Raw genomic sequence first — 17869 nt, 5'->3', positions numbered from 1 at the left:
ACTCTCACACCGTCCGCGGACCGGTGTCCGCGCGTGTCCGTCCCGCCGGGATGCGCGGCGGGGCCCGAAGGACGATCCTGGATACATGTCCGGACGGGCTCCATTGGTTGTGCATCCGGCCCTGGATACCAGCGGCCGTGAGGTGACCGCGCGGGGTGAGAACCTCGGCGTGGCGTTCTCCGACGAGGATCTCCTGGAGTTCCTCGGCCGGGCCGGACTCCCCGACGCGGAGGACCTGCTCGACGATCCGGCCTGGGTGAAGTGGCGCGGAGGACAGGCGCACTTCTACGGGACCGGGTGACGGGACGCCGCCGCGAGACCTGGTGAGGGACGCCGCCGCGGGGCCCGGTGAGGGGCACCTCCGCGGGGCCCGGTGACGGCGGAGGCCGGCTAGTCTCCCGCCGGCGGGGTCAGTACGGCGAGTGTGCCGTTGGCCTGGCGCAGGGCGAGTTCCAGGGGAAGCGCGGGATGCAGCGCGCCCGTCCCGTCCGGCGGCACGATCCATTCCAGCGGTCCGGCCGAACGGTACGGCGGAGGTACGGCGATCCACGAGCCCCTGCCGAGATGGCGGAGCCCCGACCCCTCCCACCGGCTCATGGGGTCGGGCGGCAGGAAGAAGCCCACCCGCCGGGCCGCGCAGTCGACCAGCGTCGGCCCCGGCACCTGGAGCGGTTCGGACCACAGGATGTCGAGGGCGAGCAGGCCGAGTTGCTCGGGCACGCTCAGCACGTCCCAGTAACGCCCGGCCTCCAGGAGCACGCTTCCGCTCCCCTGGTCCCACTGGCGTTTGCACGCCCTCGGATTCGTGGCGGCCGCCGCGAGCCATTCCACGCTGCGCGTCCACATCAGGTTCGTCATGCATCACCCCGGAGATGGTTCCCTCCGCGCGGCAGGCACGCGGGCGGGACGGGTCGCAGGCCCGCCTCCGCCCGTCAGGACCGCGGCATATGCATGGTGGTGGATATCTCTACGTGGCGGAAGGGGTGGCGAGGTGTGGCGTTTTCCCGGGACCCGTTGACGGCCTCCGTGAGGGTGCCCGCAGGGAGTCGAGTGTGCGGGTGTGCAGCGGGGTCGTGTGCCAGCGGGCGGTGAAGGTGCGGCCGGGAAGGACGCACTCCACGGTCAGCCGGTGCGGGGTCTCCAGGAAGATGACGTCGACGCGCAGGGTGTCCGGCGCGGTCCAGCCCCCGCCGACCGCCATCGGGGTAGGACCGGGGTCGACGCTCCATTCCGTCCCCCGGAGCCGCAGTTCGAGCCGCCGGTCCCCCTCGGCCAGGGTGACGCGGGTGTCGGCGCCGGCCTCGGCGACGAGGACGCCGGTGAGCGTCCGCTGGGCCGCGCAGACGCCTCCGGCGGGGGTGAACTCCGCCCGCGCCCAGGCCTCCCGGGGCTCCGGGGGCTCGGCAGCGGCCTCGACCGGGGGCAGGGCGAGCCGGGCGAGGCGCCCGCGCAGCGCCTCGTCGTGCCCGTCCGCGGCGGGCAGGGGCGCCGTTCCGAACGCGGGCAGCAGATGGCGCCACATCAGGTTCAGCAGTTCCTGCATCCGGTCGGTCGCCGCGGTCGTCGCGATCACGGCGTCGTGCTCGGGCAGGACGACGCAGAACTGTCCGAACGCGCCGTCGCCGCGGTATCCGTGCCGGCCGCGCCAGAACTGGAGCCCGTAGCCCTGCTGCCAGTCCGAACGGGCGCCCTCGGCAGTGCCGTCCGCGTTCGCCACGTGGACCCGGGTCGCCTCGGCGATCCAGGAGGCCGGCAGGAGCCGCTTCCCCTCCCAGACGCCTTCGTCCAGGTACAGCAGCCCGAGCCTGGCGATCGCGTCGGTCGCGGCGTGCAGCCCGCTGAAGCCGATCTCCCGTCCGGCCCGGTTACGGGTCCACGCGGTCTCCCCGATGCCCAGCGGCTCGAACAGACGGGGCCGCAGATAGTCGGTCAGCGACTGGCCGGTCACGCGCTGGACGATCGTGGCGAGGGCGAAGGTGGCGGACTGGTTGTAGGCGAAGACGGTGCCGGGGTCACGGTCCGGCGGGATGAGCAGGAAGCCGCGTACCGTCTCCGCCCGGTCGAGCCGGAACGCCTCGGCCCAGGTCTCGGTGAGATGGCCGCTGGCCATGGCGGCGGCGTGCCGGACGAGCATCGCGCGGCTGCGCGGATCGGTGATGTCGGCCTCGAACTCGGGGAAGTACGAGATCACCGTGCGGTCGAGGTCCAACAGGCCCTCGGCCACGGCGAATCCCGCGGCCGTCGAGGTGAAGCTCTTGCTGAGCGAGTAGAGCAGCTGGATCCTTTCGGGCGTGTACGGCGCCCACCAGCCGGAGGCGACGAGGTGGCCGTGGCGCAGGATCATCAGGCTGTGCGGTTCGATGTCCGGGTCCGCCTCGACGGCGTCGAGGAAGGCGGCGATGCCCGAGGCGTCGACCCCCTGCTCGGCGGGCGGGCTGACGGGCAGCGGTCGGGCACTCATGCGAACGGCCTCCGGACGGCTCGGCGGTGGGTGAGGGCGGGACGCGTCGGGTGGGGAGCACGGCGGGCGGCGGGACGCGTCGGACGGAGAGCATTTCGTGCATCCGCCATCTTTCCCGGGCGGCCCACCGCTGTCCACGTCCCGGCGGAGGGTGAACCGGCGGGAAACAGCGGCCCGATTCGTTCGTACGGGAGCGCGACCACACCGCGCCCGGGTAAAAACACGCATCTCCTGCCGTCTCCCGTTGAACACTCTTCGTCACGTCCCGCGTACTTATGGGAAAGGCGGGTGCCCGGTACACGACGAGGGATGACGATGGCCAAGGCGCAAGACTCCGCGGGCGAGTTGATCGCCGGGAGATACCGGCTGCTCGACGTCTTCCTGCGCGAGGAGGGCCGGGCGCTGTGGCACGGCGAGGACAGCGCCTTCGGACGGCCCGTCGTCCTGGCCAGGTCACGCGCCGCCGGAGAACCGGACGGGGAAGCGGACGGGGAAGCGGCGGAGCCCGCCGCCGACCGGATCCTGCGCACGGCCAAGCTCCTCGGGCCCGCCTGCCACGGAGGCGTGGCCGCGGTCCTCGACGTGGCCGAGGAGCCCGGCTTCGTGTGGACGGTCACCGAACGGCCCCCGGGCGCCCCGCTGACGGAGCTCCTGCGCGACGGTCCCGTCGATCACGTCTGGGCCGCCGCCGTCGGGCTCCGCGTCCTCGACGTCCTCACCGCCGCGCACCGCGAGGGAGTCGTGCACGGCGAACTCGGCCCGAGCCAGGTGTGGGCCGACGAGCACGGCGCCGTCACCGTCACGGGCTTCGGCGCGACACCGGCGGGCGCCGCGCACCGCGTCACCACCCCCTCGTACGCCTCCCCCGAACAGGCCCGCGGCGAGGCCACCACGCCCGCGGCGGACCTCTGGACGCTGGGCGCGATGATGTACGCGCTGGTCGAGGGGCGGCCGCTCGTCCAGGAGCGGGACAGTGCCGAGGCGACCTTCCGGGCCGTGGACCGGCTGCCGGTCAAGGAGCCGCGGCAGGCGGGTCCGCTCGCGCCCGCCATTCTTGGCCTGCTGCGCTGGGACCCGGTGGAGCGGGTGCCCGAGGCCGTGGTGCGCGAGGCGCTGACGCGCATCCTGCGGCAGAACTTCGAGGAGGTCACTCCGCCGGAGCCGCTCCCCGACCTCCTCGGTCCCGTCGGCGACCACCGGGGCGGCGGTGCGACGGGCGAGGGTACGGGACCCTCCGGGCCCGGCCGGGAAGGGCTGCCGACAGGCCGGCCGCTCCTGCTGGGCGCGGCCCTCACGGTCACGGTCGCCGCCGTCGGGGCGTTCGTCCTGATGGGCGGACTGCCGGGCGGGGACGCCACCTCGGCGTCCGGGCCCGCCCCGTCACGGGCCGCCGCCGGGACACCGACCGCGGGCCCGACCTCCGCCGCCACACCGGCCGGCCGGACGCCCACGCCGTCCTCGAAGCCGTCCCCCTCCCCCTCGGCCGGCGCCGGTACGGCGCTGCCGTCCGGCTTCTCGCTGTACCGGGCGCCCCAGGGCTTCGCCGTCGCCCTGCCGACGGGCTGGAAGCCGGTGGAGACACAGTCCTCCGACGACCTCGCCTACCGGGTGACCTTCGGGGCGGCCGGCGATCCGCGGACCCTGGCCGTCACCTACAGCACCCAGCTGGGGTCCGACCCGGTCGCCGTGTGGAGCGCCCTGGAGCCGTCCCTGCGTGCCGTGTCCACCGGCTACGAACGCGTGGGCGCCATCCGGCCGGTGACCTACCACGGCATGAAGGGCGCCGACATGGAGTGGTACTCCGTGTCCGGGGGCGTACGGGTGCGCACGCTCGGCCGCGGGTTCCTCATCGGTGATCACCGGGGGTTCTCGCTGCGCTGGACGACTCCGGCGGACGACTGGGACAGCGCCGCGAACCGGCAGGCGCTGAAGGTCTTCTTCGACTCCTTCCGGACAAGCGTGAAGTGAGTGTCCGTCACCGAGCGCTCATGTCAGTGTCCTTCCGGGATGCGCAGACCCGGCCTGCGCTGTGCCAGCCACACGGCGACCTCGTCGGCGATGGGCTGCCCCGTCTCCAGCTCGATGAAGCCGAACTGGCCCCCCTGGTTGCACTCCAGGAACCACCAGATGCCGTCCTCGTCCTCGGCGAAGTCGAAGGCGGCGTAGGCGAGTCCGGTGAAGGCGAGGTAGTCGTGGACCGAACGGGCGATGCGGTGGGGCACCGGTGTGGGCTCCCAGCCGTTCTCCGTCTCGCCGAACCGGCCGTCGACCTGCCCCGGTTCGGCGGCCTTGCGGGCGGCGAACATCCGGGTGCCGATCGCGGTGAGCCGGATGTCGGCGCGTCTGGGGATGTAGCGCTGGAGCAGCGCGGGACCGGCCGCCACTCCGGAGAAGTCCGTGTCGGGTCCGACCAGTGTGGTGGGCAGGGCCGCCGGGGGCTGGCCCGGCGGCGGCCCTGAGGCCGATTTCACCACCACGTCCCGGTGTTCCCGGACGAACTGCTCGGCCACCCGGGGAGCGGTCGTGATGACGGTGGGCGGCACGGCGAACCTGCTGCTGTGGGCCACCCGCAGTTGCCAGGGCTTGTGCCGGGCCTGCTCGGCACGGCGCGGGTGGTTCATCCAGCGGGTCGAGGCGGAGTAGAGCATGCCGAACAGGGCCTGCCTGGTCTCGGCGGTGAGCCAGGCCGAGGGTTCGGCGGCATGCGCCGCCGGCTCGCCCGGCCTGCGCACCCACACCGAGCGCAGGCCCCCCATGCTGAGCACATGGCCGTTGACCGACAGATAGCCGTCGAAGTCACCGTGGGCGTAGTCGGCCGACAGCACCGCCTTGCCGGGCAGGTCGGCGGGATCGAGGCGCACCATGGGCACGCCCCGCTCGTGCAGTCTGGCCACCACCATGTCGGCGGTGACGTCCTGTTCGGCCGTGAGTATGAGAACCGTCATGCGCGCGGCATCCGTCAGTCGTCGAAGTGCGTCTGGGAACCGGCGGTCGACGTCGTGGTGCCGGTCGCCATCAGCAGCGCGCGATCACTGACGGCCGGTCTGCCGTCCGGCAGCACGTTCAGTTGCAGGGACACGTCGAAGTGGTACGGGGGTATTGCGGCCGACTGCCCTGAGGGCCGGGCGTAGTTGAGAGTGAACGGTCGCACGAAAGATCCTCCCGCGGTCGCGCGATGGCCAATACACACCCGTACGTGACACGGCCGTAAGGAATTCATCACTTTCTGCCACATCGGGGTGAAGGTCATCACATCGCGTCGTTTCTGAGCTTGCACATTTCGGATTTACTGGGGTGTCCGCATGGTTCGCGGTCTCCGCGTGTCTCCTTGATTCCACGCAGACCTTAGGCCATAGCTTCATCCTCTGTGACATCAACGCCCCACCATCCCAGGAGAGTTCCCGGTGACCGCAGCCATCACCTCGTCCGATGAATCCGCCGTACGGGCCGACGCGCCGGCCCTCGTCGAGCGCGACGCGCGGGACTTCGGCGCGTACGCACGCAACGGCGGCTGGGCCTTCGCGCTCAAGGTGGCGCGCAGCGTCCGCCCCGGCGGGCAGTCCGCGGACGAGACGGAGAAGGTGTCCGCGAAGGAGTTCGCGGAGCTGGCCGGATGCTCGCCGGAACGGGTGATGCGCTACTACAAGGCCTGGGACAGGGCCGCGGACGACGGACTGGTTCCCCATTTCGAGACCCTGATGCCCGGCGCGGACGTCGAACTCCCGGACGGGGAGGCCTGGTCGGCGTACTACGCAGCGCGTTCCAGCGCGGCCTCCGAGCGCGGCGCCGCCATCTCGGAGGCCGCCGAGGCCGAGGGGATCCGCCCCACCAAGGCCCTGGAGGTGGCCGAGAACCCGACCGCGCTGCGGGCCGCGATCCTCGCCGACCCCTCCACGGCCAAGGCCGCGCGTGCGGCCCTGCTGGACCGCGTGAAGGAAGACCCTGCGCTCCAGACCGAGTTGGCCCGCGACATCGCCCGTACGGACGAGCTGAAGAAGGCGGTCGCCACCGAGAACAGGGCGGCCGACCGTATCGGCTATGTGCGCCAGATCGCGGAGAAGGGCCAGATCAGGACACCGGCCGGGCAGACCCTGGACGCTCCGGCCGAGCTGCGCTCCGAGGCCGAGCGGCATCTGTCCCTCCTCGACGAGCTCGACGAGGGCGAGGACGCGGGCGAGTGGGCCACCGAGGCGTACGACACCATGAAGAACCTCGTCGTCGAGACGGTGGAGGCCGACCCCGAACTGCGCGTCCAGGAACGCCGGACGAAGTTCTACAGCAGCCTTCAGAAGGCGACGAAGGTGTTCGAGGAGCTGACCTTCGACGACGCCGACGACATCTACGAGGACGACATGGTGCAGCGCCTGGAGGAGCTCCAGCAGGCGATCGGCACGGCCATCGCGGCACTGCGCGGGGCGGCCGGACGGGAGTGAGCCGGCCGGGCCGATGTGCGAGGGCCCGGCTGAGTACCCGTACTCATGCGACCGACCACGGGGTCCACCACGATGGGGCCACCTGGACCAAGGAGGCCGTCATGCCCGGATCAGCCCTCGCACCGCACGGCCGGCTCCACACGCCCTCGAAGCGCGCCCCGGGCGCGGCCCTTCCGGCCGCGCTCCTCGCGGTGGTCGTCGCGGGCATGGCACTCTCCGCGTGGCACGCCAAGGACGGGACGACCTGGCTCCTTGAGACCGTGTGGGTGCTCGTCGGACTGCCGCTCGTGGTGCTCGGCAGACGGCGGTTCCCGCTGACGAGCCTGCTGTACTGCCTGCTCGCGGCGCACGCGCTGGTGCTCGCGGTGGGCGGCCACTACACCTACGCGCATGTGCCGTTGGGCGACTGGGTGCGCGACACGTTCGGGCTCGACCGCAATCCGTACGACCGGTTCGGGCACCTCATGCAGGGCTTCGTGCCGGCCGTCCTGGTGCGGGAGGTGCTGAGCAGGACGTCACCGCTGCGCGGAAGCAGGTGGCTGGCGCCGCTCACGGTGTGCGCGTGCCTCGCCTTCAGCGCCCTGTTCGAGATGTTCGAGTGGGCGGCCGCGGTGATCGGCGGCCATGGAGCCGACGCCTTCCTGGCCACCCAGGGCGATGTGTGGGACACCCAGTGGGACATGTTCTGCGCCCTGATCGGCGCGACCGTCTCGGTGCTGGTGCTCCGCCGGGTGCACGACCGGCAGCTCGACGCGCTCGCGGCGCCGCGGCCCTCCGGGAGCTGAGGGCCGCCGGCGCCACGGGACGGCGGGGGCACGGCAGAGCCGGACCGCGCGGGCACGGTGGGGGCACGGTGGGGGCCGGACGGCGCGAGTCCTGCGGGAGGGGGCCGGACGGCGCGGGTCCGACGGGGGACGGGCGCCGGTCAGGCCGGCCGTCACCAGCGGCTCTCGACCTGCTCCTTGATCCGGCGGTCGTAGAGCTCGTCGATGGCGTCCAGCGTCGCGCGGGACAGCTCCGGCAGCTTCGCGGCCTCCGCGTTGGCGTGTGCCTGTTGGGGTGACCTCGCTCCGGGGATGACGGTGGTCACGCCGGGCTGCGCGACGATCCACCGCAGCGCCAGCTGGGCCGGGGTGTACCCCTCGGGCGCGAGGGCGGCGAACTCGGCCGCGGCCTCCACGCCCGTCGCGAAGTCCACGCCGGAGAAGGTCTCGCCCTGGTCGAAGGCCTCGCCGTGACGGTTGTACGTCCGGTGGTCGTCGGCGGCGAAGACGGTGTCCTTGGTGTACTTGCCGGACAGCAGCCCGGAGGCCAGCGGGACGCGCGCGATGACGCCGACGCCCGCCTCCCTGGCGGCCGGCAGGACCCGGCGCAGGGGCTTCATGCGGAAGGGGTTGAGGATGATCTGGACGCTCGCCACGTTCGGGCGGGCGATGGCGGCCAGCGCCTCCTCGCACGTCTCGACGCTCACGCCGTACGCGGCGATCCGCTCCTCCTCGACCATCGTGTCGAGGGCGTCGTACACCGCGTCCGTGGAGTACACCGGCGTCGGCGGGCAGTGCAGCTGCACCAGGTCGAGGCGGTCGACGCCGAGGTTGCGGCGCGAACGGTCGTTCCAGGCACGGAAGTTGTCGAGGACGTAGTTCTCGGGGACCTGGTCGGCCCGGCGGCCCATCTTGGTGGCGACCATGACGTGCAGGTCAGGCCGGCCGCGCAGGAACCCGGCGATGGTCTCCTCGCTCCGCCCGTCGCCGTACACGTCGGCGGTGTCGAAGAAGGTCACTCCCGACTCCGCCGCCGTCTCCAGCACGGCCAGGGCTTCCTTGTCGCTCACGTCGCCCCAGTCGGCTCCCAGTTGCCAGGTCCCGAGACCGATGACGGAAGCATGCTGGCCCGACCTGTCGAATGCGCGCTCGTCCATGGCGCCAGTCTGCCACCTCCCCCGGACCGAACCGGACGTCCGCGCTCCGCGTGCCCTCGCGGAGCGGCGCCGCCCTCAGCCGTGGGCGGGTCGGCGGTCGCGGTGGCCGACCCTGCGCCACAGGGCCCGCTGCCCCCGCAGCGTGACCGCGCCCACCGCGATCAACACGGTCACGTTGATGAGGAGTTGGACGAACGCCCCGCGCGCCTCGGACCAGCTGCCGAACGCGGCGGAGACGCTGAGGTCGGCGGCGGCCGGGATGGTCGTGACGGAGATGAAGACCCCCAGCAGGGCGCTCGTCCTGGCCTCGCTCAGGGAGACGACACCGACGACGCCGGCCAGCGTGGCGACCGCGAACGAGAAGAAGTCGGGCGTGGAGATGAGACGGGACACCGGGCGCACGTTCAGCTCGAACGCCCTGGACTCCAGGCCGAAGCCCCGGATCAGCAGGCCGAAGAGGAACGTGGCGGCGACGGCGAGCGCGAACCCGGCCGTCAGGGCGTTCAGCCCCTCGCGGACCCGCCGCCCCGAGCGCCGGTCGATGCCCAGCGCCACGCTGACGATGGCACCGTACTCGGGCCCGACGACCATCGCCGCGACGATGAGGATCTGGGAGTTGGTGACGATGCCGACCGCGCCGATGAGGCCCGCGACGACCATGTAGAGGTAGAAGCTCGGCGCGTAGGTGCCCTGCGCGCGGATACGGGCCTCCACCTCCTCCCAGACCGGCGCCCGGGACAGCACCCCGAGCCGCTCGGCGCCCTCCCGGGCCGCGTGGCCGGTGAACGCCATGTCGACGGGTTCGATGACGATCGAGCCGACCTCGTGCAGACGCAGCTCCCGCAGTCCGCGCAGCACGTCGTTCGCCCCTCCGGTCAGCACGTCGCAGGCGAGGGCGTCGCCGTCCGGCTTCCGGGCGATGCCGGGCTGCACGACGAGGTTCACGACACAGGGGTCGTCCCTGAGCAGGGCGGTCACGGCGTCGGTCAGCCCGGCGGGACTGACCATGCGCACATGGATCAGGTCCATGCGGGTACCTCCCGGGACACCGGCACGCGCCCCGTCGGCGCGGAACGGTCTCCTCCAGTAACCCCGGCCGCCCGGCGTTCGGCAATCCAGCCGCACACGACGGGCCGCCGCCCCGTGACCTGGCACCGCCCCCGGAACCCGGCGCCTCCGGAGCCGGGCCGCCGCCCCGCGCCCCGGCCCTCGCGGGACGGGAAGCGCGCATGTCCGGCATGCCGGATAGTGAAGATGCTCGGATCCTCGAGATTGGATCAGCATGGACCGCTATCCGCCCATAGCCGACCACGGCCTGGTGGGGGATCTCCAGTGCTCCGCCCTGGTCTCCGCCCAGGGCGTCGTGGACTGGTTCGCCGCTCCGCGCTTCGACTCCCCCAGCATCTTCGCCGCGCTGCTCGACCACGACCGCGGCGGCTGGTTCCGGTTCGCCCCCTCCCGCCCGGAGGGCACCTGGAAGCAGCTCTACTACCCGGACACGGCCGTCCTGGTGACCCGGTTCATGTCACCCGACGGGGTCGGCGAGGTCCTCGACTGGATGCCGCCCGACCGGTCCGGGTCCGCCTCCGCCCGGCACCGGCTCGTCCGTTGCGCCCGCGCGGTACGGGGAACGGTGGACTTCGCCCTGGAGTGCCGCCCGCGTTTCGACTACGGGCGGGCCGGCCACGAGCTCACCCTCGGCCCCGAGGGCGCCGCGTTCCGGTCCCCCGGGATCACCGCGTTCCTCCAGGGCACGTTTCCGCTGGAGCGGGACGGCCTTGACGTGCGCGGCACCGTGACGCTCGGGGCCGGTGAGACGGCGGTGGCCGTGTTCACCGTGGACGGTCCGGACGCCACCGCTCCGCCGCCGCCCACCGTGCCGCGGACCGAGGAGGACCTGGCGCGGACCCTGGACTTCTGGCAGGACTGGGTGCGCGACTCCCGGTACCGGGGCCGCTGGCCCGACATGGTGCACCGCGCCGCCATCACCCTCAAGCTCCTGACCTACGCGCCCACGGGTGCCCCGGTCGCGGCGGCCACGATGGGGCTGCCGGAACAGGTCGGCGGCGAACGCAACTGGGACTACCGCTACACCTGGGTGCGCGACGGGGCCCTGTCGCTGCGCGCCCTGCTCGACCTCGGGTTCACCGAGGAGGCGACGGCCTTCACCCACTGGCTGCGCGCACGGCTGATGGAACGCCTGGACCAGGAGGGCGAGGCGCTCCAGATCATGTACCGGGTGGACGGCACGCCCCTGGACGGCGAGCAGATCCTGGAGCACTTCGAGGGCTACCGCGGCTCCTCCCCCGTACGGGTGGGGAACGCGGCCGCCGGCCAGCTCCAGCTGGACATCTACGGCGAGGCCCTCTACGGCCTCTCGGAGAGCCGCCAGATCGGCATCCAGGCCGACTACGCGGGCTGGAAGGCGGTCTCCCGCACCCTGGACTGGCTCGCCGAGAACTGGGACCGCCCGGACGAGGGCATCTGGGAGACCCGCGGCGGGCGCAAGGACTTCACCTACAGCCGGGTGATGTGCTGGGCCGCGTTCGACCGCGGTCTGCGGCTGGCCCGCGAATGGAGCCGCCCGGCGCACACCGCGCTCTGGACCCGGGCCCGGGACACCGTCATGGAGCAGGTGATGGAGCGCGCCTGGAACGAGAAGGAGAAGGCGTACGTCCAGTACTACGGCGGCGACGTCCTGGACGCCTCGCTCCTGCTGGTCCCGCGGGTCGGCTTCCTGGGCGCGAAGGACCCGACCTGGCTGTCGACGCTCGACGCGATGGGCCGGACCCTGGTCTCCGACAGCCTCGTCTACCGCTACGACCCCGCCGCCTCCCCCGACGGCCTGCGCGGCTCGGAGGGCACGTTCAGTCTGTGCACCTTCCTGTACGTCGACGCGCTGGCGCGCTCCGGCCGGCTGGCCGAGGCCCGCTACACGTTCGAGAAGATGCACACGTACGCGAACCACGTCGGCCTGTTCGCGGAGGAGGTGGGCCCGAGCGGCGAGCAGCTGGGCAACTTCCCGCAGGCGTTCACCCATCTGTCGCTGATCATGGCCGCCACCACGCTCGACGAGGCACTGGACGGGCAGCGGGCCCCGGCCGGCGCGCCGGAGCCACGGCCCTAGGACGCCCGTCCCGTCGAACCCGGCCGGTCGAACCCGGCCGGTCGGACCCGGCCGGTCGGACCCGGCCGGGTTGACCCGTCGTCCGGTCAGACCCGTGCTCCGGGCACGTGCTTCGGCTCGGCCAGCAGTCCGTAGATGACCAGCAGGGACACGAGCATCGTGAACAGCGACCACCACGGGTAGACCGGCAGGAAGATCATCTGTGCGACGAGGCAGAACGCGGCCAGACAGACACCCGCCAGCCGCGCGCCCCGGGAGCCCACGAGCACACCGAGACTCAGCAGGGCCATGACGATGCCGATGGCGACGAAGATCCACCCCCAGGCCGTGTAGTTGAGGATCAGCAACCGGTTGCCCCCGGAGTACACCTTCGAGTAGTAGCCGTGGTTGAAGACCGCCACGAAGCCGGTGAGGAGGTTGAACAGGGCGCTGACCATCAGCAGGACTCCGGCGAAGGCCACCCAGTGCGAGCGCTCCATCGGCGGTACGAGGTCGTCTGGCTCGGAAGCTTGTCGCTGCATGACAACCATGAGATCCAGCCGGAGGGAAGAGCGCAATCCGCACTCGACCGTTGGGGTCGGACCGGACCGGCGGGGCCGCACGCCGTCAGACCGGCCGCACCGGGTCCGCCGTCCCGGCCGGGCCGAGCAGGATCGCGGTGTCCCGCGGCCCCGGCCGCGGGGTGCGGGTCCCGGTGACCGGCTCCAGCCGCCCGTCGGGGCGCACGAGGAACAGCAGCGCGTGCCCGTCGGGGAGGCCGCCCTCGGCGGGGCGGGAGACGATCCGGGCGCCGTGCCCGTAGCGGCGGGCCAGTTCCGGTCTGCTCAGGGCGGCCCCGAACAGGGTGTCACCGGTCGTGTAGGGGGCGACCACGCCATGGCTGAGACCGGGCGGCCCCAGCCGGTGGACGAACCCCTCGAACGTGCCGCGCAGGGTCTCCGACGCCAGCGCGTTGAAGTCGTCCTCCTCGGTGAGCAGCAGCACGCCGGTGATCCCTTCGAGCTCGGCCCCCTCACCGGTGGCCGCGGCGAGCAGCTCACCGGGGGCCAGGTTCAGCCCGGCGTCCCGGATCAGGTCGCGCTGCTCCTCCCGTCCGGCCCACATCAGCACGTCGAGACCTGCGGCACGCAGCGCGCGGCCCAGGTCGATCGCCCAGGGGTCGCCGCCGACGAGCAGCGGGCGGGCCCGCGCGGGGCGCAGCGCGCCGAGGCGCCGGGCGACGGGGTGCGCGCTCAGCCCGTACAGGGTCACGGTGGCGACGATCACCAGGAAGGTGGCGGGCAGGATCTTCTCGGCGCCCGGGACGTGATCGGCCGCCAGCGCGGCGGAGAAGGTCGAGGCGGTGGACGCGGCGACGATTCCGCGCGGTGCCATCCAGCCGATGAACGCCCGCTCGCCGCGGAGCAGATCGGTGCGGACGGTCGCCAGCAGGGCGACCAGCGGCCTGACGACGAGGACCAGGGCGGCGACGAGGCCGAGCGTGGGCAGGACGACGTGGCGCAGGGACGCGGGGGTGACCGTGGCCGAGATCGAGATGAACAGCAGCCCGATGATCAGGGAGACCAGGGTCTCCAGGAAGGGGCGGCGCGCCGGGAGGGAGACGCCCGGCAGGTTGGCGAGGGCCATGCCCATCACGACGGCGGCGATGAGCCCGGTGTCGTCGCGGATCGCGTCGCAGAGGGCCGCCACGCCCACCGCGGCGGCGAGCTGGGCCGTCGTGCCCAGGACCTCGCCCAGGTGCAGCCGGCTGAGCAGGAGCCACAGGACGGCGGCGCCCACCGCGCCGCCGATGAGTCCGACGGCCGAACTCGCAGCGAACTGGCCGATCTTGCCGCGCAGATCGCTGCTGCCGCTGGCGACGACGGCGTGGAAGACCAGGGCACCGAGGATGCCGCCGACCGGGTCGATCAGCGAGCCCTCCCAGATCAGGATGCGCTGGAGGCGTTCGGTGGGGCGCACGAAGTAAAGCAGGGGGCCGACGACGGTGGGGCCCGAGACGACGAGGATCACGCCGAGCATGACGGCCGAGCTCTTCGACATGCCCAGCAGCGGTACCGCGAGCACGGCCGTGGCCGCCCAGGTGATCAGGACGCCGATCCAGATGAGACGGGCCACGACCCGGTGCATGTGTCCGTGGAGCCGGCTGACGTCGAGGCCGAGCCCGGCCTCGTAGAGGATCACGGCGACGGCGAGGGAGACCATCGGCGAGAAGGCGTCCCCGAGGAGCTTGTCGGGGTTGACGATGTCGGTGAGGGCGCCCGCGGCGAAGCCGACCGGCAGCAGGACGATCAGGGCCGGGATGCGCAGCCGGCTCGCCACGAGCTGGGAGCCGACGGCCAGGACGGCGATCAGTCCGAGGCCCTGGAGGATCTGGTTCTCCGTCATGACTACCTCCCTGCCGGTGGTTTCGGCCTGCGGACGGTTCGCCGCGGTCCGTTGTCCGGGAATCCGCCCCGGCACGCGCCGCCCGTACGGACGCTCGGCCCGTGCCGGGCCCGCCCGCGACCGGGGCTCAGCCCGTACCGGGGCCGGCCGGCGGGACGGGCGCCTTGTTCATACGGGCCTCGCCGGCCGGTGCCTGCGGTGGACACGGGTGCGGACTCGCCCGGCTCGGCCGTTGGAAGTAGCCGGGTCCCTCGGGCGGAGCAACGGCCGGGCACGCACGGCGCCCCGGAACACTGCTCCGGGGCGCTGTTCCGCGGCAGCCGCTTCCCTCGCCGCGGGACACGAACCGGCGGTGCCGGTCGGCGCGGTGGCCGGCGGTTTTCCGTGCCTCTCCAGGACAGGAGTCACCGACCCGGATCCAGAGTGCCTTGTGAGGCGGGTGGGGCGGGTGTGGTTCGCCCTCATGTCATCACCTCGTAAGGAGCCGCACATGTGAACGTCGGTCCGCCACCGCTCCCTGTCGCTCACCACGGCCGGCACAAGGCCGAATTCGGCACTCCGTCCGCGTCGATTGCTTCAACTCATCGTGCTTACTGGCCAATTGGCGGGGTTCCTTGTTTCATGCCTTGACGTCTTTGGTGCAGACCTTTAGGTTCACCGATCACCACGACTCCACGCATGCGTTCAGCGTTCATGGACGTGAACCCCCCACCACGCGAAGGAGAGCCGGATGCGCGGCACCGAATCCCTACCGGCGCGCGGCGCCCCGCGGGCCCTCGTCCTGCGGGTCCTGGTCCTGATGGCGGCCCTGATCGGCCTCGCCTCGCCACCGGCCGCGCACGCGAACGCCACGGCGGCCCCGTTCAAGGTGCTCGCCCTCTACAACGGCACCTACGACGCGGCCCACATCAGCTTCGCCCACGAGGCGAACGACTGGTTCCCGAAGCAGGCCGCGGCCAACGGCTTCACCTACACGGCCAGCAACGACTGGGACCTGCTCGCCGACGGAGGCGTGAACGCGTACCAGGTCGTCCTGTTCCTCGACGACCTGCCGGGGACCGCGGCCCAACGCGCGGGATTCGAGCAGTACATGCGCGGGGGCGGCGGCTGGATGGGCTTCCACGTCTCCGCCTTCACCACCGACGCCGGAAGCTGGTCCTGGTACCACGACCAGTTCCTCGGCAGCGGGAACTTCACGTCGAACACCTGGGGGCCGACCACGGCCGTCCTGAAGGTCGAGGACCGCACGCACCCCTCCACCGTGAACCTGCCCGCGACGTTCACCTCGTCGGTCAGCGAGTGGTACAGCTGGTCCAACGACCTGCGGCAGAACCCGGACATCCGGATCCTCGCCTCGATCGACCCCAGCAGCTTCCCGCTGGGCACGGATCCGAACCAGACCTGGTACAGCGGCTACTACCCGGTCCTGTGGACCAACACCAAGTACCGGATGCTGTACGCGAACTTCGGTCACAACGCGATGGACTACGCGACGAACACCACGCTGTCCTCGACGTTCGCCAGCGCGGAACAGAACCGGTTCCTGCTGGACGGGCTCAAGTGGCTCGGCGGGGCGGACACGTCGGTGCCGCCGGCGGACCCGATCCCGGAGACCACCTGGTACTCCCTCACCGACGCGGGCAACGGGACCTGTGTGGACGCCCGTTCGGCCGGCACCGCGAACGGGACCGTGGTCCAGCAGTACGCGTGCAACGGAACCCAGGCGCAGCAGTTCCAGTTCCGTCCGACGGACGGGGGTTACACGCGGATCGCGCTGAGGCCGGCTCCGCAGCAGGTCGTCGATGTCACCGACCGCTCGACGGCCGACAACGCGCCGCTCCAGCTGTGGAGTTGGTCCGGCGGCCAGAACCAGCAGTGGCTGTCGGTCAAGGAGGGTTCGGGACGCTACCACTTCGTCGCGCGCCACAGCGGCAGGTGCCTCAGCGCGGCGGCCTCCGCCGCGAACGGCGTCCGGCTCACCCAGCGGGGCTGCGACGGGTCCGCCGCCCAGAGCTTCGCGCTCACCGCGCGGCCCTGACGGTCCTGCCGTGTGAGGGTGTCTCCGCCGCGGGGAGCGGCGGGGACACCCTCAGGACGACGGCCCCGCCGAGGCCACGGCGCACGGAGGCGGGCCCGGCACCGGCGGCCGGAGGCGCGGCCTCACACCCTGCGCCACCGTGCCATCGCGAACGAGAACAGTCCGAACAGGACGAGGCCGGCGGCGACACAGGTCAGCAGCCACGGGCCCATCGGCGCGCCGGCGAAGGACCGCAGGGTGCCGTCCATCCCCTTGGCCTGGTCGGGCCGGTAGTCCACGGCGGCCCTGACCGCGAACACGCCCGCCCCCGCGAACACGACACCCCGGGCGGCCCCGCCGCCCACGCCCGCCGTGTCGACGGCCCTGCGGACCCGGCGCGACATCTCACCGAGCTTGAGGTGCTTGTGGTACTTGCGCATCACGGCCCGTACGGCGATCCAGCCGCCCGCGACGACGAGACCCGCTCCGGCGGCACCGACGATCCACTGGCCGCCGGTCACCCCCAGTGCCTTCGCCGTGACGTCGCGGGACTGCCGGTCACCCGAACCGCTGCCGCGCGCGCCGGCCGCGAAGGCCAGCACGGAGTAGGCGACGAATCCGTAGAACACGGCCCGCGCGCCCGACATCAGCCGCTTGCCCGCCTTGCCGCCGCCCTGTCCGGCGGCCCCGAACACCGCCTCGGACAGCCGCCACAGCGCCATGCCCACGAGCCCGGCGCCGAGCGCCCACAGCAGGACCGAGCCGAACGGCTTCGTGGCGAGCTCCTGGAGGGCGCCGCCCCGGTCGGCCTGCCGCCCACCGCTGTCGCCGAAGGCGATGCGCAGGGCCAGCAGGCCGACCAGGACGTAGATCACCCCCCGGGCGGTCAGCCCCGCCCTGGCCGCGCCCTCGCGCGCCGAGCCGGTCGCCGCCCGGCGGGCGCCGATCTCCCCGCCGCGGGCCGCCGTCCCGGCGTTCACACGGGCCGCGTCTCGTGCGCCGCACCCGAATCCAGTCGCAGTTTCATCTGTACCTCCTGGTCGCCGGCCTCCGTGCCCAGCTCGTGCACGGTGAAGGCGGCACCGAGGGCCTCCCGCAGTCTGCGTGTCGCGAGGGGACCGCCCTGTGCCTCCACGGTCGGCTGCCCCGAAAGTTCCGCCACAGGCCCCGCGGTGTCCCCGGGATCGCCGGAGGTGTCGAACAGCACGGTCCACACGGTGGGCCGGCCGCTCGCGGACTCATGTGTCTCGTCGGCCTGCTCGCGGTCCGCGGTGAAGCGGCCGCACAGGACACCGAGCACCTTCTTGGCGTCGTCCGCGGAACAGTCCCCGAGCATCACGTGGACCGTGGACGCGGGCAGTTGTTGCACGCTCATGAAAACCCTCTCCCTCGCGTCGGCGAACACGCGGGCACGCCCGCGGACGAGCCCGTCGTGAGCGTTGTCCGGGTACCCCTGGACCGCACGTGAAACGGGGAACGCAGGCATTGCTTGCGCCAATACCGGCCCAGGTCAGAAGGGTCGGTG

General features: G+C 72.4%; 16 protein-coding genes. 6 read left to right on the top strand and 10 right to left on the bottom strand.

Going from position 1 to position 17869, the window contains the following annotated elements; translation table 11 throughout:
* Positions 1-85 precede the first annotated feature (85 nt).
* Positions 86-301, top strand: coding sequence for a hypothetical protein (locus ACFWI4_RS02950; protein ID WP_037617573.1), 216 nt, complete (start codon positions 86-88; stop codon positions 299-301).
* Positions 302-390: 89 nt separating this feature from the next.
* Here ACFWI4_RS02950 and ACFWI4_RS02945 read toward each other — a convergent pair whose 3' ends face one another.
* Together ACFWI4_RS02945 and ACFWI4_RS02940 are read right to left on the bottom strand one after the other, a co-directional pair.
* Positions 391-858: a hypothetical protein gene (locus ACFWI4_RS02945; protein WP_387190224.1), complete on the bottom strand. Its 468-nt coding sequence runs from the start codon at positions 856-858 to the stop codon at positions 391-393.
* Between the two features lie 109 nt (positions 859-967).
* On the bottom strand, positions 968-2461 hold the full coding sequence (locus ACFWI4_RS02940) for a serine hydrolase domain-containing protein (RefSeq protein WP_387190222.1): 1494 nt from the start codon (positions 2459-2461) through the stop codon (positions 968-970).
* Positions 2462-2776: 315 nt separating this feature from the next.
* On the opposite strand from ACFWI4_RS02940, the gene ACFWI4_RS02935 reads away from it, so the two are divergent.
* Positions 2777-4429 carry a serine/threonine protein kinase gene (locus ACFWI4_RS02935; RefSeq protein WP_387190220.1) on the top strand — a complete coding sequence of 551 codons (1653 nt, stop codon included), beginning with the start codon at positions 2777-2779 and terminating at the stop codon, positions 4427-4429.
* A gap of 23 nt (positions 4430-4452) precedes the next feature.
* Here ACFWI4_RS02935 and tgmB read toward each other — a convergent pair whose 3' ends face one another.
* Positions 4453-5406 (bottom strand): ATP-grasp ribosomal peptide maturase, encoded by a 954-nt coding sequence (tgmB, locus tag ACFWI4_RS02930; RefSeq protein ID WP_387190218.1) that lies wholly within the window; start codon positions 5404-5406, stop codon positions 4453-4455.
* Between the two features lie 14 nt (positions 5407-5420).
* A complete protein-coding gene (tgmA, locus tag ACFWI4_RS02925) occupies positions 5421-5612 on the bottom strand; it encodes a putative ATP-grasp-modified RiPP (RefSeq protein ID WP_037617579.1) in 192 nt (63 codons plus the stop codon).
* A 253-nt stretch (positions 5613-5865) separates the two neighbouring features.
* Here tgmA and ACFWI4_RS02920 point away from each other — a divergent pair, with 253 nt between their 5' ends.
* Positions 5866-6894, top strand: coding sequence for a hypothetical protein (locus ACFWI4_RS02920; RefSeq protein WP_387190215.1), 1029 nt, complete (start codon positions 5866-5868; stop codon positions 6892-6894).
* 206 nt (positions 6895-7100) lie between these two features.
* Positions 7101-7679: a DUF2238 domain-containing protein gene (locus ACFWI4_RS02915; protein ID WP_387190729.1), complete on the top strand. Its 579-nt coding sequence runs from the start codon at positions 7101-7103 to the stop codon at positions 7677-7679.
* A 152-nt stretch (positions 7680-7831) separates the two neighbouring features.
* Here the strand turns inward: ACFWI4_RS02915 and ACFWI4_RS02910 are convergent, their stop codons facing one another.
* Both ACFWI4_RS02910 and ACFWI4_RS02905 read right to left on the bottom strand, forming a co-directional pair.
* Complete coding sequence (locus tag ACFWI4_RS02910) at positions 7832-8815, bottom strand: aldo/keto reductase (protein ID WP_387190213.1); 984 nt, start codon at positions 8813-8815, stop codon at positions 7832-7834.
* Between the two features lie 75 nt (positions 8816-8890).
* The gene (locus tag ACFWI4_RS02905) at positions 8891-9844 is read right to left on the bottom strand and encodes a DUF389 domain-containing protein (protein WP_387190211.1); all 954 of its coding nucleotides are present in this window, start codon (positions 9842-9844) and stop codon (positions 8891-8893) included.
* Between the two features lie 247 nt (positions 9845-10091).
* Here ACFWI4_RS02905 and ACFWI4_RS02900 point away from each other — a divergent pair, with 247 nt between their 5' ends.
* Positions 10092-11942, top strand: coding sequence for a glycoside hydrolase family 15 protein (locus tag ACFWI4_RS02900; protein WP_387190726.1), 1851 nt, complete (start codon positions 10092-10094; stop codon positions 11940-11942).
* Between the two features lie 86 nt (positions 11943-12028).
* Here the strand turns inward: ACFWI4_RS02900 and ACFWI4_RS02895 are convergent, their stop codons facing one another.
* Both ACFWI4_RS02895 and ACFWI4_RS02890 read right to left on the bottom strand, forming a co-directional pair.
* Complete coding sequence (locus tag ACFWI4_RS02895; RefSeq protein ID WP_385392710.1) at positions 12029-12463, bottom strand: hypothetical protein; 435 nt, start codon at positions 12461-12463, stop codon at positions 12029-12031.
* An 85-nt stretch (positions 12464-12548) separates the two neighbouring features.
* Positions 12549-14327, bottom strand: coding sequence for a cation:proton antiporter (locus ACFWI4_RS02890; protein WP_387190208.1), 1779 nt, complete (start codon positions 14325-14327; stop codon positions 12549-12551).
* A 730-nt stretch (positions 14328-15057) separates the two neighbouring features.
* Between ACFWI4_RS02890 and ACFWI4_RS02885 the strand changes: the two genes are divergently transcribed.
* Entirely contained in the window at positions 15058-16365 is a 1308-nt protein-coding gene (locus ACFWI4_RS02885) for an RICIN domain-containing protein (protein WP_387190206.1), read from the top strand.
* 122 nt (positions 16366-16487) lie between these two features.
* Here the strand turns inward: ACFWI4_RS02885 and ACFWI4_RS02880 are convergent, their stop codons facing one another.
* Together ACFWI4_RS02880 and ACFWI4_RS02875 are read right to left on the bottom strand one after the other, a co-directional pair.
* Positions 16488-17324 (bottom strand): DUF1206 domain-containing protein, encoded by an 837-nt coding sequence (locus ACFWI4_RS02880; protein ID WP_387190204.1) that lies wholly within the window; start codon positions 17322-17324, stop codon positions 16488-16490.
* Positions 17321-17719, bottom strand: a complete 399-nt coding sequence (locus ACFWI4_RS02875) for a hypothetical protein (RefSeq protein ID WP_387190202.1) — start codon at positions 17717-17719, stop codon at positions 17321-17323. Before ACFWI4_RS02875 ends, ACFWI4_RS02880 begins: the two co-directional genes overlap by 4 nt.
* Positions 17720-17869: the final 150 nt, after the last annotated feature.

The organism is Streptomyces sp. NPDC127038 (genome assembly GCF_042725875.1).
Taxonomy (GTDB): Bacteria; Actinomycetota; Actinomycetes; order Streptomycetales; family Streptomycetaceae; genus Streptomyces.
Note: the sequence above shows the minus strand (reverse complement) of the source record. Positions and strands in the feature narration are given on the sequence as shown.